At 60.2% G+C, this 16,999-nt stretch carries 6 protein-coding genes and 1 tRNA gene; 5 read left to right on the forward strand and 2 right to left on the reverse strand.

Translation table 11 applies throughout. The annotated features are described in order from the left end of the window. Positions 1 to 27: 27 nt before the first annotated feature. Complete coding sequence (locus PcP3B5_RS02025; RefSeq protein ID WP_061563193.1) at positions 28 to 3,363, forward strand: STY4851/ECs_5259 family protein; 3,336 nt, start codon at positions 28 to 30, stop codon at positions 3,361 to 3,363. Beyond that, on the forward strand, positions 3,356 to 9,694 hold the full coding sequence (locus PcP3B5_RS02030) for a DEAD/DEAH box helicase (RefSeq protein WP_061560463.1): 6,339 nt from the start codon (positions 3,356 to 3,358) through the stop codon (positions 9,692 to 9,694). Before PcP3B5_RS02025 ends, PcP3B5_RS02030 begins: the two co-directional genes overlap by 8 nt. Positions 9,695 to 9,842: 148 nt before the next feature. Here PcP3B5_RS02030 and PcP3B5_RS02035 read toward each other — a convergent pair whose 3' ends face one another. After that, entirely contained in the window at positions 9,843 to 11,387 is a 1,545-nt protein-coding gene (locus PcP3B5_RS02035) for a Fic family protein (protein WP_061560464.1), read from the reverse strand. Positions 11,388 to 11,674: 287 nt separating this feature from the next. Next, positions 11,675 to 11,751 (reverse strand) — tRNA-Arg (locus tag PcP3B5_RS02040). A 608-nt stretch (positions 11,752 to 12,359) separates the two neighbouring features. On the opposite strand from PcP3B5_RS02040, the gene gabD reads away from it, so the two are divergent. From gabD to PcP3B5_RS02055, 3 genes are all read left to right on the forward strand, one after another. Next, on the forward strand, positions 12,360 to 13,811 hold the full coding sequence (gene gabD, locus PcP3B5_RS02045; protein ID WP_009615037.1) for an NADP-dependent succinate-semialdehyde dehydrogenase: 1,452 nt from the start codon (positions 12,360 to 12,362) through the stop codon (positions 13,809 to 13,811). A gap of 196 nt (positions 13,812 to 14,007) precedes the next feature. Further along, positions 14,008 to 15,288: a 4-aminobutyrate--2-oxoglutarate transaminase gene (gabT, locus tag PcP3B5_RS02050; RefSeq protein WP_009615038.1), complete on the forward strand. Its 1,281-nt coding sequence runs from the start codon at positions 14,008 to 14,010 to the stop codon at positions 15,286 to 15,288. 223 nt (positions 15,289 to 15,511) lie between these two features. Then, the gene (locus tag PcP3B5_RS02055; RefSeq protein WP_061560465.1) at positions 15,512 to 16,741 is read left to right on the forward strand and encodes an HDOD domain-containing protein; all 1,230 of its coding nucleotides are present in this window, start codon (positions 15,512 to 15,514) and stop codon (positions 16,739 to 16,741) included. Positions 16,742 to 16,999 lie beyond the last annotated feature (258 nt).

A 16,999-nucleotide genomic window follows, 5' to 3' on the forward strand; every position in this document is an offset into this window, starting at 1 on the left:
CGGATGGTTCAATCAGGGAGGTTGTTCATGTCGTACTCCGTAATTAAGTGCTCGTCCTGGCTGGGACGCTTTCTCCAGCGTCGTGGGCTTTCAGCGCCTGATCAGCGCGGACTCTATGCGTACCACTGCAGTCTCGAAGAGTACGGAGAGCTGCAGCATTTGCTCCGTGAGTTGGGGGGCTTTGATGCCGCGTTAAAGGACCCCGCAGCCTGTGCCTGTTTGGTGCTTTTTGGTTCGGAGTGGTATCGCCGTGAGTACCGCAGCGAGTATGCCTGGACCTGGGACCCGATCTGGAAAGCTTTGGGATTCAATCTGTCGCCGGGTGAGCTGAGCAAGGCCATTCCAAAAGGGTTGGAGGGGTATTGGAAACGTCCCCTTCATTTCTACGAAGCGGGTCATCGGGACTTTCTGGGGTCGCTGTTTGGTGAGGGGGGCTTGCCCTTTCAGGTATTGCGCGAGGGAGGCAGTCGCTTCCAGTCACTGTTTGATCGTTTGCTAAGGCAGTACGACCAGTGGCACCTGCTGGGGTTCAACACTCTCCAGCAGGTGGAGCAGCAACTGGAAAAGGCAAGCCTTCCTCAAGTGTTTGCCTCGCGTACGTCCGTGGAACTGATTGCGCGCATGGTCGATGAGCTTGTGGCTCTGGTACGAAATTATGGGTTGCCCCAGGTGGATGAGCCTGTCGCCCGCCTGGATGCGCTGAACCCCAAGTGGCGTGAATTGTTCCCTCTGCCTCTGGATAACGAGACTGGCAGCGAACTCCTCAATGGTCTTTTAAAGACTGCGACCATCGAGGGTAAAAAGCGACGCCGAGATGCTGCTGGATGGTCTTGCCGACACTTCTGGCATGAGGCCCAGCCTGATGTGCTCAAGGTTCAGGTCTCGATGCCGGAGGAGGTAGTGCTTCGTCTGACGACGCAGCCATCTACCACCCGTTTTGAGCTGGCCATTGTCGAAGATGGACAGGTGATTGCTGCGCTTGGCCCCGGCTATGCGCTGGTCGACAACGGTGTCGCCCATATCCGGTTGCGCGTCCGTGAGGTGATTGGAAAGCGGCAGGATTGCAGTGCTCAACTGAGTCTGGTGGCTATGGCAGGCGGCATGCTGATCGCCACCCAGCCGATAGAGGGCAGTGCAGTGGCCCTTGGCGAAGTACCGTTGGGTTTCGAGCCAGTGAATGATCGCTGGCAGCTGTGCGGTCAGGCTTCATTCAATACGGCGGGTGAAGAGCTGCTGCTGGTGCTGCCAGACGGTGGCAAGTTGAACATGGCTGCAGAGGGCGAGGAAGCCATCTTCAGCGATATGGCACCGGCTTTTTCGCTGCATACGGTAAAGGTTCAGGGCAAGGCGCAGTTCCAGGTTGAGAGTGATGAACTCTACCGGATACGCATGGGACATGCGGTTGGTATGGGCTTGGGGCTGGAACTGGCTGGTACCCAGATCGACTGGCCGACCAAGCCCGCGCTGACCTTTGTCGGTCTGCCTCGTGTGCAGTGGCCGACCGTTGCCGGGGAACTGCAACAGCAGGGCGGTGACTTGTACGTTGCCGGCAAACAGCCGGGAAGCGGCTTGTTGCAGGATGTACTGGGTACCCAATATGTGTCGGTGCGCAACCGCAGCGGCGATGCCTTGCTACGCCGCCGAGTGGGCATCCTGCCGACGGATTTCCGTGTTGAGCTGCGCAGTGGTGAGAAACCGGGGCAGGGGAGCATTCTGGTGCATTCCCGGCAGCGCTGCCTGCTTCAGATTGTTGACGACAGTCTGCAGGTACAGCAGGTAAAGCATGAGGATCACACCGAGCTTAGGCTCTTGGCAAAGGGCTTTCCTCCAGTCAGGGTCCGCCTTTCAGTTACCCCCAGCTTGATGGCTGACCCAGTGGAGATTGACCTGCCGTTTCCCAACTCGGGTTCTCTGGCCTTTGATGGCACAGGCAAACAGCTGAAGCGTGATCTCAGCGTCGACGACCTGTTGGGGGCGCGTTTGTATCTGTTTGGCCGGGCTGGCGCACCAACCCGCTTTAGCCTTGAGCTGACCCTCAGGGGTAGTGCGGCCAGGAATGCTTGTTACAGCTGGACCTACACGGCGGCCGAAAAGCCGCTGGAGATCAGTCTGTTCAATATCCGTGAACAGATTGTTGACCTGCTTTCGCTTCAGTCGGGAATCGATCAGGTCGTCGAGTTGCGGGTGTTCGGTAACGGTCAGGACGCCAGTTACCGCATCCGTAGGTATTCGACGGAGATGCAACTGGATCGCGACCGTCAGATGCTGTGTGCTGCCAATCTGCACGATGGCACCGACGCCATTCCCGAACCGGTGTTGATGCTATTGCATGATCCTATGCGTAGCTCCATCGCGCTCAGTTCCCGCACCAGCGAAGGTGTGCCCACCGGCGACTTCGAGTTACCTATTGCTGTTGAAAGGGATGGTCCCTGGCTGGTGTTGCCCAAATCAGGCTCATCTGTGTCGTTCCGGCCGCTGTTTATCGCTGGTGGCTGGCAGCCTTTGGCGCCGAGCGATGGGATCCAGAGTCTGCAAAAGGCAGTATTGACCTTCGATCACGCTTCACCTGTTAGCTCTTTCACGCCTGTGTTGGATGCTATGGCGGTTAACCCTATGCATAGCGGCTGGCAGTTTTTGCGGGCCTTGTATGAGGGGTACGGCTATCTGCCCCTGGCGACCTTCGAGGTCTGGAAGGCTCTGGTAGGGCACACCCGCGCGTTGGCGATGGCACTTTTCAAGTTTGAGATGGAAGCGAAATTCCTTGGTCGGCTGGAGGCTGAGTTTCCGATTTTCTGGGAGTTTCTTCCTATTGCAGAAATCCACCTTGCGGCCAAGCGCTTCGCTGCATTCCTTAAGGTGAAAGGGGTCGCTGAGGAAGCCATTGATGCTCTGATCGGACGAATGTTTTCGCGATTGGGGGAAACCTATCCAGCCTACGGGCAGAGTGTGCAGCGCTTCCTTTCAGGCAAGCCTGTTGGCCCAGAGATCAAGGTGCCGCTAGCGACTTTCAAGAGTGTCCTGCATGGCTGGTACCTTGAGTTGATTCGCGAGCGCAGTGAGGCAAAGTGGCCGGAGTTCGGCGGCGAGCGGCTGGTACGTTGGCACAGCAGCCAAGGCGGCTCGGTGATTGCCTTCAGGTCGGAAATGGATTACCGCAATGCGGTGCTCTATCTACCGGTATTCGCCGCTGCGGTCGCCTGTGGCAAGGCTCGGTTCACAGATGTGTTTGCGGACGGCGTCGAGGCGATTTTCTTCTTGCGCCAGGTCCGCGATTTCGATTCGAAGTGGTTCAACTCAATCTATCAATATTGCTTGTTGAACAGCGTCATGGATATGCAGAAGGCAGAGTCGGTTAATGGATAAGTATTTCTCTGGGCTAGTCGAGCAGGCGCTTTCCCGTGCCACTGAGTCCACCTTGAGTATCTTGAGCATTACCGATCCGGGCTTGCGTGAGCACCTGGGAAGTCTGATGCGCGCGGAGTGCGGGAAAGAGGGTGCATTCCTGGCGCCACCCTTGTTCGAGCAGACCTTCGGTTGGGAAGAGTCGGCGTTCACCATGGAGCAACTGGCGAGCAAGGAGCACTTGCTGAGCAAGGAGATCGTGGCCTCGCTCGATGGTAAGGCGAATGGGCGTTACCGCTTTGGCGCGAGTTGGAAACCCTTCACCCACCAGTTGGCCAGCTGGCGCTCATTGCTAGAGAGGAAGCATTCGGTGGTCGTCACCAGTGGTACCGGCTCGGGTAAGACCGAATGCTTTATGGTGCCGGTGCTGGAGGATCTTTATCGGGAGTACTGTGACGCAGGTCGTCAGCCGCTGGTCGGGGTTCGGGCGCTGTTCCTGTATCCACTTAACGCCCTGATCAACTCGCAGCGCGAACGTTTGAATGCCTGGACTCAGAGCTTTGGAAACGGCATTCGCTATTGCCTGTACAACGGCAATACCCCGGAGTTGCAGGCGAAGGTGCGTAGCGAGCAGAGCCAAAAGCCTAACGAAATTCTGTCGCGCGAGCTGATGCGTACGCAACCGGCGCCCATTCTGGTCACCAACGGCACCATGCTCGAATACATAATGGTGCGCCAGGTCGATGCGCCCATCGTAAGAATCTCCAGAGAGCAGAAATCGCTGCGCTGGATTGTTCTGGACGAGGCTCACACTTACGTGGGCTCCCAGGCGGCTGAATTGGCATTGCAGCTGCGACGGGTAATGACAGCCTTCGGTGTTACGCCCAAGGATGTCCGCTTTGTGGCGACCTCTGCGACTATTGCCGGTGAGGACGCTGCAGGACAGTTGAAGCAGTTTCTCTCGGATCTGTCGGGGGTGCCGGTTACGCAGATTGATGTCTGGGGGGGTAACCGAGTCATTCCTCCTCTTGCTCCCTGTCAACAAACGCTGGTTGCTCTGGATACGCTCGAGTCCATGCCGCCTGTAATTGCGGACGATCCAGAGGTTCATCCGGATCGATACGAGGCCCTGGTCCATTCTCCGCAAGCCCGAGCACTGAGAAATCTGCTGGTGACCACCCCCAAGCCGTTGAAGCTAACCGAGATGGTCAGCCAGATGCGTCAGGAAGGTGGGTGGTCACTGTCACAGGACGAAATACTACGTTGGTTGGATGTGTGTTCAGGCACTCGTCCTTCAGCCAGTGAGCCGGCGTTTCTGAAGCTGCGGGCGCACTTCTTCCAGCGCACTACTCACGGGTTATGGGCCTGCTTTGACGAGTGCTGCTCAGCAAAGTCCGGAACGGCGCTGCAACAAAACTGGCCCTTTGGTTATGTCTACGCCAATCAGAGGCAAACCTGCAGCTGTGGCAGCCCGGTATTCGAGTTGGCGTTCTGCAATGACTGCAATGAGCCGCATCTGCTGGCGCGAGATAAGAATGGAAAGCTCATCCAGTGGGAAAGCTCTGGTGGCGATGAATTTTCCCTGCAGACTGAAACACCTGTTGAGGAAGATGCGGAGGCTGGTGGCGCAGGGATACTTTCAGCCAAGACACCGCTGGTGCTTTGCTCGTTCGAGAATGCCGGCAGCGCATACATCCCCGTTGAGGTCGATAAGTTCGCTGGTTCCTTCGCACCTGTTTCAGCGGAACGGGTACGGCTTGGGGTTAGAGATCTTGATGCCAAGTGCAGCCGTAACAGCTGTGGATCGAGTGGACTGCATGGGAACTCTCCTTTCCGCCGCGCAATGCTGGGCGGACCCTTCTATGTAGCCAATGCCGTGCCGACAGTCCTTGAATACTGTCAAGACTATCAAGAGGAAGATCAGACGCCGGAACACGGCCCGCAGTCTCTGCCTGGTAGAGGCCGTCGGCTAATTACCTTCACGGACAGCCGTCAGGGCACGGCGCGCATGGCTGTACGTATGCAACAGGAGGCGGAGCGCAGCAGGTTGCGCGGACTTGTCGTGGAGATTTTGAGCTGGTACCAGCGGAGCCAGGTCACCTCTCAGGTAGATTCCAGCAGCATCGATCCGTCGGTCTTGCAACAATTAATCGCCAAGGCGAAAGAGGAAGTGGAGCTATACCGCAGCGTTGGTATTCGGGAGGAAGTCAGGGTTGCGGAGGAAAAAGTTACACGGTTTACGGCCATGCTAGCTTCAGCAACTGGAGCGAAAGTTAGGCCGACGCTAGTTTCTCTAGCCTGGACGGAGCTCGCCAATGAGCTCAAGCAGAAGGCTGACCTGAAAGGCTCGATGCTGCTTTACAACAAATATCAGAAGCCCGAGGTCTTCCGGGACAATGATGGCCCCTACAAGCTGGCGGAGATGTTGCTATTCCGCGAGTTTATGCGCCGCCCGAAACGGCAGAACAGTCTTGAAACCCAAGGGCTGGTGAAGGTCGGATACGTTGGCATGGATAAGATCCATGAAGTGCCGGAGTACTGGGGGCAGAAAGGTCTGACGCTCGATGATTGGCGTGACTTCCTAAAGGTGGCGCTGGACTTTCATGTTCGGGAGAACAGCTATATTCAGGTCGAAGAGGGCTGGTTGAGCTGGATCGGTAGCCGCTTTTCTGCCAAGAGTCTGCGTAATCCCGAGTCGAAAGAAGCGGATGAGATCCGGGTCAAGCGCTGGCCTCAGATCCGCAATGGCAACCATTCCCAGCGCCTGATCAAACTATTGTTGCTTGGTGCTGGTTTGAACCCGGCTAACACGGCCGACGTTGATCTGGTCAATGCCTGGCTAAGAGCTGCCTGGTTGCAGTTGGCCAGACCGGGCTCAGCGCTGAAGGCTGACGAAAACCGGTACTACCTACCCAGAGAGCACATGCTGTTCTCGTTGGTTGACCGAGCCTATGTCTGCCCGGTTACCAACAAGCTGTTGGATACCACCTTCAAAGGCTTTACGCCTTACCTCCCCGCTCACCTGGATTTCTCTCAGTTGACTGAAGAGCAGCGCAAGAGCTATCAGGCAGCGCCGGTTGAGCTACCTGACCTGTGGGAGTTTGACCGTTCTCAGGACGATTATGCGCCGGGACTTGCGCGAGTTAGAGACCAGATGGCGAATGATCGTCTTGTAAGCGATCTGCGAGCACGGAACCTGTGGACGGATATCAATGATCGGGCAGTGGAAGGTGGCTTCTACTACCGCACAGCGGAGCACTCGGCCCAGCAGTCTTCTGAACGCCTCGGCTCCTATGAAGAGATGTTCAAGAAGGGGCAGCTCAACGTTCTGAACTGCTCCACCACCATGGAGATGGGCGTAGATATTGGCGGTATTTCTGCTGTGGTCATGAACAATGTACCACCGCACCCGGCCAACTACCTGCAGCGTGCCGGTCGCGCGGGGCGAAGCAAGGAATCCAGGGCGATTACCTACACGCTTTGTAAGAACAACCCGCATGATCAGCAGGTTTTCGCCAATCCGAGTTGGCCGTTCGAGACCAGGATCCCCGCGCCAGTGGTGGCATTGAACTCCGAGCGACTCGTACAACGGCACATCAACTCGCTACTGTTGGCGGACTTTCTCTGCAATGTTGTCGGGCCCACTCAGACTGAGAAAACCAGTCTGAATACACAGTGGTTCTACGACGATGAGCACGGTCTCTCACAATGTGACCGATTCATTGAGCGACTGGGACAAGTTGTCTCCGATCTGGACGACGCGCTCAAAGACTTGGTGAAAGGCACAGCTCTGGTCGGTGTGGACCCGGCTCAGCTGCGCCGTCGTTCAATCGATTCGATCAAGCCGCTGCAGAGTCGTTGGCTGAAGAGCTATCGCTTCTTACTTTCTGAGGAGAAGCACGCGAAAGCCAACAGCCCCTATCTGAAGCGTCTCCAGATTGAAAAGGCTCGCCACTGCAATGAGTACCTGTTGCGGGATCTTGCTGCGCGTACCTTCCTGCCTGGTTATGGCTTCCCTACCGACGTGGTGAACTTCGATAACTTCACGATTGAGGATTACATCCGCGAGCAGGACGCAGGGAAAAAGTTGAAGCACGATCGCGAGGATAACGTATCCCGCTACAAGGGGCTGCCGTCACGCAATCTGTCGATTGCCATTCGCGAGTACGCTCCTGGTGCAGAAATCGTTCTGGATGGCCGGGTGTTCAGGTCTGCCGGCGTTTCCCTCCACTGGCATAACCTCAATGCTGATAGCAAAGAAGCGCAGAAAATGGACATTGCGTGGCGTTGCGATGTCTGTGGTGCTCTGGACTATGAGGAGGGGTTGATAAAGACCGATGAGCTGACTTGCAGCAATGTCGACTGCCAGTCACTGATCAAGCCCCAAAACATTCGCAAGGTCCTGCAGCCCTCTGGTTTTGTCACCGATGCTTATGAGTCGGCCTCCAATGACATCCAGCATCAGAAATTCATCCCAGTTGAAACCGCCTGGGTTTTCGTCAACGCCAACAAGACTCCATTGCCAAACCCGGCGGTTGGGGCAATGGCTTATGGTGCGGATGGAAAGGTCTTCCATCACAGCTCGGGCGAGCACGGAACAGGTTATGCCTTGTGCATGAGTTGTGGTCGAGCTGAGTCCATGCAACCGGATAGCGGGTTCCCGCGAGACCTGTCGCCGTCTGGCGAGCACTATCCGCCGCGCCCGACTAAAGAGGACAAAGATCAGAACAACAAGCGCCTTCCCTGCCAGGGCAGCGGGAGCATTCTTCCTAGTGTGAGCCTTGGCGCTGTAGCTACTACTGATGTGTTTGAACTCACCTTGCACCATCCCGTGCGCGGGGAGTTCATTGCAGACTCAGCGCAGGGAAGTGAAATTGCCATGACGCTAGCAGTGGCTTTGCGGGCTGCGCTGGCCGAGATACTGGGCGTATCTGCTTCCGAATTGGGTTATGCAACTCGGCCAAGCAAACTGCCAAATGGACAGTCCATTCGCGTCCTTCAGCTTTTCGACGTAATCAGCGGTGGTGCGGGCTTTGCCACTAGCGCGCCGCTGCATGTCGAGGAGCTGCTGTGGGGGATGGTGAAGAAGCTCGATTGCAAGCATTGTGAAACTGGCTGTAGTGAGTGCCTGCTGGACTCCCAAACACGGCATGATCACGACAAGCTGGATCGCAAGGCAGCGCTCGACTGGCTGGGCCCAGACTTCATTCATCACGTGGGTTTGACCGCCGAAAACAAACTCTCATTCGCCGATGGCCAGTATGCGCCTGGCAGCATTGAGAGCGTTCTGCGCCGGCTGATCAACGAGGGTGCAAAGAGAATTACTCTAGTGGCCTCTGGTGATGTGGCAGAGTGGGATCTTCTTGCTCCACAGTTTCGTAAGGCGATTCAGGCCTATGTTCTGGCCGACGAGCTGACTGTTGAGCTGCTCGTCCCGGCAGATATCACTGATGGGGTTCTTGTGCAGGATCTCCAGCGCCTGTCGGACCTTGGAGTAAACGTCGGGAATGCGATCACTGAGCCAGGTGAGCATCTCGTTGCCCAGGTGTTTAAAGAGAGCGAAGTTGTCACGCTGGCCTCGCGCAGCCTCGTGGCAACTGTTCCAGGCCGCAGCTGGCATCAAAGCGATGAGCTAGTCGTACTCTCGAAAAGTCAGCCGGAATTTGGCTGGCAGGCGATGGATCTTTCCAGTGCAGCGAGCGACTCCTTCGGCAAGGTAGCGATCGTCGACATCTCAATCCATGAGGAACTCAATGGACCGCTGCTGCAATTCGGTGAACGTTTCTGGGAGATGCTTGGCGCTAGAGATCAGCAAGTCGCTGACGTGATTGCGACTGCGAAGATCAACAGGCTGATCTACTCAGATCGTTACATTCAGAACCCCGCGGCCGTTACGATCCTGGGGGCGGTTCTGAGAGATCTGAAAAGCCGCATTTCTGCGGATGCGGTTGTGCAGGTGAAGACACTATTCAAATCAGGTCGAATACAAGGGCGTAAAGCCTTTGATGACTGGGCAAGTCAGGATGATTTCGAGTTCTTCTCGCGCAATTGGCTGTCGGCAATGGTTGGACATCAAGTTGAGCTGGTTGTGGAGTTGTCGAATCGCGAAATCCCTCATCACCGGAGGTTAGAGCTTGAGTTTGAAGACGGCAGGACTCTGAAGGTCAGATTCGACCAAGGGGTCGCTTATTGGCAGGTTCGCTTCAGCTCGCATAGCGACATGTGGTTTGACTTTGACATGGCTGTCCAAGATCAGCTAATACACATGGCCAGGTTGGTTGAAATGGCTCGGATACAAAACTCTGAGCAGAAGTGGGCGACGGATGTGCTGGTGGAGCTAAAGGGCTGGTAAAAATACTATTTTAAGATGGGCAGCTAGTTTACGGCGAAAAAGTAGGCTAGCCACCTAATTTGTTTGTATGAAGAGCCACGTCTGGTGGGAGCTGGCCAGATGGTTGCTGAACGAAGAGATCTCTGTGTCTTGAATGGTCGAGCCATCTCTAATCGATATCTTGGACATTAGTCTGAGTTCCAGTGGGGGGGGTAGAAGTTATCTTCTCGGCAGCCTGCTCAGTCAATACTTCTCGTGCGTGATTCTCAATGAAGTCGAACACCTCTCGGGGAACACTGTATTGGAACTGTTTGCGGCGATTGCGCGAAACTATGCCATTGTTACTCAGGCACATCATCACCAGTTGTGCCAGGTCGCTGCCACGGACATCGAAGCGTGCGTCGACGGCCTTGAATATCTGGTCGTAGGCTTGGAGAAACTCGGTTTCTTCATGCAACTCGACTTCCAGCGCCTGCCTGGCCATCTCCAGCGTGAAGGCCACGCCCTCGGTAGCGTCCCAGTAGCGATAGATCCCCTCATTCCCTGTGAACTCGAAGCTCAGGTCGTTCGCATCGAGCCACAGCACCCGCCAGAATTCGCGTGCCGGGCGCGAGAAGCTTTGCAGGGCCTCGAGATAATGTTGTTCCTCGCGCTTCATCGCCACGGAGACGGGCAGCAGCAGGCCGTGGCTCATGGCGCCGCTTCGGCAAAGCGCCTGATGGATCAGGAAGCGGGACAGGCGTCCGTTGCCATCCATGAACGGATGCAGGAAGACGAAGCCGAACGAGATGATGCCGGCAGCGACCAGCGGATCGATTTGCAGGGGCGCTTCGTTGGCGAACTGCATCAGTTCGTCCATCAGTTCCCGGCATAGCTCGGGAGGTGGGGGAACGTAGGTCACACCTGCAGCGCCGCGCAGGCCGTTGTTCAGGTGATTCTGTTCGTGGCGGAAGGCGACCGCACGATCGAAGGGATTGCTGATCGTGCTGTTCTGCAGCGCGACCAGGTAGTCTTCGGTCAGCGGCTGGCGCTCATGGGCCTGCCGGAGCAGCTGGACGAAGCGCTCGGCCTTGTCCGCGCTGGGGGCTTCGCGCTCGATGGCGAAGGAGTTGTGGGTTTCGTGCAGGTAGGCCCAGCTCAGGGCCCTGTCCATCATTCCCGCGGGCAGCGAGCCGATGAACTCACGTGACTTGCCGAGGATGTCCAGTGCCAATAGCGCCTCGATCCTGGCTGTCCGCTCGACCGTAGCGCAATAACGGAGGGTGCCGAGGCCGTTGAAATCCACCCGCCAACGGGCATCGCGCCGGGCAGGGCCGGTGATGTAGCGGGCCGGATCGAACAGCGGGGTCGCCGCCCCCTTCGGGCTCCCGTCATGGGGCAGCCGGGTTCCGCTGAAAGCCTCCCAGAGGAAGCAGGCCTTGCGGATATAGGCGCCGCTCGGGGCCTTGCGAAGCTCTGTCAGCATGGTGGCGGCGGGGATCAGTGGCAATGCCTGGGCCAGCACGCCCAGGTTGATCCCCTCGTGCTTCAGGGCGAACAGGACATGGGCGCAGCAGTCGCCTGGCGGTGGGGCAAGGCGTTGCGGTACGGCGAGTTCGCGGCCCAGCGGCTCGATCCGCGTGACAGGTCTGATTACCGCCGGACGCTGGATCGGGAAGACCTTCAGCTTCAGGGCCTCGACCAGAAAGGCATAGCCGATGAATTGGCTTTCCATTCGGTGCTCCTGGCTAGAAATTTTTGAATTGAACCAACATTATTTGAAATATCGGCGTCTGGATAGACAAAATTTTACAGGCGCTGGGAAGAGTGGTTTCAGGCGGGTTTGGCTATCTGCATGCGGCAGGAAAGATGAGGGTAGCCTTGCCAATGTCGGTTCCTGTATCCGCGATGGCATGAAGCCCGCATAGCGCTGAACCTCATTGGAGTCGGGCCGTTCTGATCGCATGGGCGGCGGCGGGAAACGAAAAAGGCCCAGGTTTTCACCTGGGCCTTTTATATGGATGGCGCATCCGGCGGGATTCGAACCCACGACCCCTGCCTTCGGAGGGCAGTACTCTATCCAGCTGAGCTACGGATGCGCATGGCCGCGGCTGGCGCGGCAGGCGGCAATCATACGCATCTGATCGGCTTGCGTCCATCGTTCGGGCATGGCTCCGGTTAATTCGAAATCGGTCTGCCGCCCGTCGGCCGGGGCTGGCCTGGAGGCGCCGGGTGGCATGTACTTTCGTTGGTTTTTTCGAACGACCCCTTGCCCTTTGGGGGATGGGGCCCTAGGATGCGTTTGACATTTCAAACGCCCACCACAACAACAGGAGACAGGGGAATTGGCGTCACAGTACCCGGCCTCGTGCCAGTGGGATGACCGACTTCCGTACTGCCTGGCGAATGCGCGCGATGCCGTGCAGCAGCCGACTCCTGCAGTGGTGGCGTTTCCGCAGCGTATCCCGTCCATGGACCTCCCGGTTGACCTGACCGGCTACGGCTACCGCCGTGGTCCGTTTTCGCGCGCCCGTGCGCGACGATCGGCGACCCTGCGCTAGCGCCGGTGCCGTCCCCTGGCGGGCGGCGCGGCGGGACGATGGAACGGGTGGGGCGAGCGCCCCTCCAATGCTTCCCGGACAACAAGAGCAGGCGGGGTAGTCGAGGTAGACCCGCTGCTTATGGCTTTCCTCGAAGGAGACTGGTCATGCAACTCAATGATGCCAAGCTGTTCCGCCAACAGGCCTATATCGATGGTTCCTGGGTGGACGCCGACAGCGGTCAGACCATCAAGGTCAACAACCCGGCCACCAACGAGATCATCGGCAGCGTGCCGAAGATGGGCGCCGCCGAAACCCGCCGCGCCATCGAGGCCGCCGACAAGGCTCTGCCGGCCTGGCGCGCGCTGACCGCCAAGGAGCGCGCCAACAAGCTGCGCCGCTGGTTCGAGCTGATGATCGAGAACCAGGACGACCTGGCCCGCCTGATGACCATCGAGCAGGGCAAGCCGCTGGCCGAAGCCAAGGGCGAGATCGCCTATGCCGCCTCCTTCCTCGAGTGGTTCGGCGAAGAAGCCAAGCGCATCTATGGCGACACCATCCCCGGCCACCAGCCGGACAAGCGCATCATCGTCATCAAGCAGCCGATCGGCGTCACCGCGGCCATCACTCCGTGGAACTTCCCCTCGGCGATGATCACCCGCAAGGCCGGCCCGGCCCTGGCCGCCGGCTGCACCATGGTCCTCAAGCCCGCTTCGCAGACTCCGTATTCCGCCCTGGCCCTGGCCGAGCTGGCCGAGCGCGCCGGCATTCCGAAAGGCGTGTTCAGCGTGGTCACCGGCAGCGCCGGCGAGGTCGGCGGCGAGCTGACCAGCAACCCGATCGTGCGCAAGCTGACCTTCACCGGTTCGACCGAGATCGGCCGCCAGCTGATGGCCGAATGCGCCAAGGACATCAAGAAGGTGTCCCTGGAACTGGGCGGCAACGCGCCCTTCATCGTCTTCGACGACGCCGACCTGGATGCCGCCGTCGAAGGCGCGCTGATCTCCAAGTACCGCAACAACGGCCAGACCTGCGTCTGCGCCAACCGCCTGTACGTGCAGGACGGCGTGTACGACGCCTTCGTCGAGAAGCTCAAGGCCGCCGTGGCCAAGCTGAACATCGGCAACGGCCTGGAAAGCGGCGTGACCACCGGCCCGCTGATCGATTCCAAGGCCGTGGCCAAGGTCGAAGAACACATCGCCGACGCCGTGGGCAAGGGCGCCAAGGTCGTCGCCGGCGGCAAGCCGCACGCCCTGGGCGGCACCTTCTTCGAGCCGACCATCCTGGTCGACGTGCCGAAGAACGCGCTCGTTTCCAAGGACGAGACCTTCGGCCCGCTGGCCCCGGTGTTCCGCTTCAAGGACGAGGCCGACGTGATCGCCATGTCCAACGACACCGAGTTCGGCCTGGCCTCCTACTTCTACGCTCGCGACCTGGGCCGCGTGTTCCGCGTGGCCGAGGCCCTGGAGTACGGTATGGTGGGCATCAACACCGGCCTGATCTCCAACGAGGTCGCGCCGTTCGGCGGCATCAAGGCCTCCGGCCTGGGCCGCGAAGGTTCGAAGTACGGCATCGAGGACTACCTCGAGGTCAAGTACCTCTGCCTGGGCGGCATCTGATTTCCCGTGGGCGCGGGGGTGGCAGGCAAGAGCCGGCAGCCACCCCCGCGCCGGCGTTTTCCGGTGGTGGCACCGGACAACCCACCCGGCGGGCCGCAAGTGCCGCGACAGTCGATCATCGTATGCTGTCGCGAGTGGCTTCTCCCCGTCTTCATCCTTTGACCCGGCCGACCGATGAGCGGCCACTGAGGAAGCTATGAGCAAAACCAACGAATCCCTGCTGCAACGCCGCCAGGCCGCCGTTCCGCGCGGCGTGGGCCAGATCCACCCGGTCGTCGCCGAGCGCGCCGAGAACGCCACCGTGTGGGACGTCGAAGGCCGCGAGTACATCGACTTCGCCGGCGGCATTGCCGTTCTGAACACCGGCCACCTGCACCCGAAAGTGGTCGCCGCCGTTCAGGAGCAACTGACCAAGCTGTCCCACACCTGCTTCCAGGTGCTGGCCTACGAGCCCTACATCGAGCTGGCCGAAGAGATCGCCAAGCGCGTGCCGGGCAACTTCCCGAAGAAGACCCTGCTGGTCACCTCCGGCTCCGAAGCGGTCGAGAACGCCGTGAAGATCGCCCGTGCCGCCACCGGCCGCGCCGGCGTGATCGCCTTCACCGGCGCCTACCACGGCCGCACCATGATGACCCTGGGCCTGACCGGCAAGGTCGTCCCGTACTCCGCCGGCATGGGCCTGATGCCGGGCGGTATCTTCCGCGCCCTGGCTCCGTGCGAGCTGCACGGCATCAGCGAAGACGAGTCGATCGCCAGCATCGAGCGCATCTTCAAGAACGACGCCCAGCCGCGTGACATCGCCGCCATCATCATCGAGCCGGTACAGGGCGAGGGTGGCTTCTACGTCAACTCCAAGCCGTTCATGCAGCGCCTGCGCGCCCTGTGCGACGAGCACGGCATCCTGCTGATCGCCGACGAAGTGCAGACCGGCGCTGGCCGTACCGGCACCTTCTTCGCCACCGAGCAACTGGGCATCGTCCCGGACCTGACCACCTTCGCCAAGTCCGTCGGCGGCGGCTTCCCGATCTCCGGCGTCGTCGGCAAGGCCGAGATCATGGACGCCATCGCCCCCGGTGGCCTGGGCGGCACCTACGCCGGCAGCCCGATCGCCTGCGCCGCGGCCCTGGCCGTGCTGAAGGTGTTCGACGAAGAGAAACTGCTGGAGCGTTCGCAAGCCGTTGGCGAAACCCTGAAGGCCGGCCTGCGCGAGATCCAGGCCAAGCACAAGGTGATCGGCGACGTCCGTGGCCTGGGTTCGATGGTTGCCATCGAGCTGTTCGAAGGCGGCGACGTGAACAAGCCGGCGGCCGAGCTGGTCAGCAAGATCGTTGTGCGTGCTCGCGAGAAGGGCCTGATCCTGCTCTCCTGCGGCACCTACTACAACGTGATCCGCTTCCTGATGCCGGTGACCATCCCGGACGCCCAGCTGAAGCAAGGCCTGGCCATCCTGGCCGAGTGCTTCGACGAACTGGCCTGATCGGCTCGTTCGGCAGTGCCGGAAGAGGCCCGCGCAAGCGGGCCTTTTCTTTTTCCGGGGTTCCGCTCCGGCTGCGGCGCCGTGACGCATCTACCCCCTTGGTCGTATCGGAGAGCGGCGCCGCATCAGCTATCCTGTCCTGCGCGCGATGTCGTCCGGGCCGCCCTATGGCAGGCACCTTGCGACTCGGTTAAGGTGCGCGCGCATCTGCGAGAGGATCTCCATGACAGCACTCAGCGCCGCGCCGACCGTTCTGGTCGCCGCCGCCGACCCCTGGAACCGCGAACTGCTCGGCCAACTGGTGCTGAGCGTGCGTTGCGACGCGGCCATCGAATACTGCGAGGACGGCGACCAGGCCATCGATGCCTGCCGCTTGCGCGCCTTCGCCCTGGTGCTGGCCGAGCAGGAACTGGCCGGCACCGACGGCATCGACCTGCTCCGCCACCTGCGCCGCAGCCGCCGCGGGGCAAACGCGCCGGACTTCATCCTGATCAGCGCCAAGGCCGATGGGGCCAGCGTGCGCGCGGTGCTGCCGCTGGCGCCCAGCGCCTACCTGGTCAAGCCGTTCAATGCCGAGGACCTGCGCCAGCGCCTGCGCAGCCTGCTGCTGGAGCCTGGGCAGGAAGTCAGCTGCGCCGTGCCCCGGGAGCCCACCGGCAGCCTGGCCGACTTCCTCGCCGAGGCCCGCGATGCCGCCGAGGGCGCGCCCCTGCTGGCGGAGGTCGGCGAGTCGGCGAGCCGTTGCCTGAACACCGAGGGCGTCAGCCTGGAGCAGTTGGAGGAAGAATTCGGTCGCGACCCGCAGATCACCGCCTGCCTGATCGCCGCGGCCAACAGCGCCGCGCGGCACGTCGGCATGCCCTGCCTGACCCTCGCCCAGGCGCTGGCCCGCCTCGGCCTGGCCCAGGCCTGCAACCTGGTCCTGGGGCTCAGCCTGGAGCGCGCCGCGCAGCTTGTGGAGCCACGCCTGAAGGAGCGCGCCGCGGCGTTCTGGGCGCTGTCCCAGCGCACCGCGGATGCCGCCGAGGCCCTGGCCGAGAGCCTCGACGTCGACGCGCCACGCTGCTACACCGCCGGCCTGCTGCATTGCCTGGGCGACCTCGCGGTGCTGCGTACCCTGGAGGAGTGGTGCCGGCGCGGCGGAGCGCTGGAAGACCAGGAGATCGACGACAGCCTCAAGGCCTTCGGCGCCAGTTTCGGCTCCACGCTGCGCGCGCGCTGGCGCCTGCCGCTGGAGCTGCGCGGGCTGGTCGCCGCGTGCTACGGCATGGGCAGCGGGGTGTTCTCGCGCAAGGCGCTGATCCTCAACCTGGCGGCCAGGGCGGCGCGCTTGCCGGCGTCCCAGGCTGGGCAGTTGAAGGAAGAGAAGGCGCTGCGGATGCTTGGGCTGGGGCCGGTGGAATTGCAGTTGCTGCAGAAGTTCTGTGGTGCCGAGGAGCCAAGCGCTTCGTAGGATCAGCCGTTTTCCGGCTGCACGAGAAGCCGCGCCCGCCGGTTGTGGTGGGAGCGGCTGTCTTGCAGGCTGCGCCGAAGCGCTTTTCGTAGGATGGGTTGAGCCTGCGAAACCCATGCTGCCGTGGTGATGGGTATCGCTTCGCTCAACACCATCCTACGAAAAGCCGTGCTTCCTGGAACGTAGGAACTTTTCCGCGATAGCCGGACGTTCCGGCGCGATTCGCGGATGAGATCCGCTCCTACGCCGCCCCACCTG

The sequence above is a fragment of the Pseudomonas citronellolis genome, assembly GCF_001586155.1.
Classification (GTDB): domain Bacteria; phylum Pseudomonadota; class Gammaproteobacteria; order Pseudomonadales; family Pseudomonadaceae; genus Pseudomonas; species Pseudomonas citronellolis.

What these genes read in the sequence shown, in the direction of transcription:
- PcP3B5_RS02025 (WP_061563193.1), top strand. Translation starts at nt 28, where the DNA reads ATGTCGTACTCCGTAATTAAGTGCTCGTCCTGGCTGGGACGCTTTCTC.
- PcP3B5_RS02030 (WP_061560463.1), top strand. Translation starts at nt 3,356, where the DNA reads ATGGATAAGTATTTCTCTGGGCTAGTCGAGCAGGCGCTTTCCCGTGCC.
- PcP3B5_RS02035 (WP_061560464.1), bottom strand. Translation starts at nt 11,387, where the DNA reads ATGGAAAGCCAATTCATCGGCTATGCCTTTCTGGTCGAGGCCCTGAAG.
- gabD (WP_009615037.1), top strand. Translation starts at nt 12,360, where the DNA reads ATGCAACTCAATGATGCCAAGCTGTTCCGCCAACAGGCCTATATCGAT.
- gabT (WP_009615038.1), top strand. Translation starts at nt 14,008, where the DNA reads ATGAGCAAAACCAACGAATCCCTGCTGCAACGCCGCCAGGCCGCCGTT.
- PcP3B5_RS02055 (WP_061560465.1), top strand. Translation starts at nt 15,512, where the DNA reads ATGACAGCACTCAGCGCCGCGCCGACCGTTCTGGTCGCCGCCGCCGAC.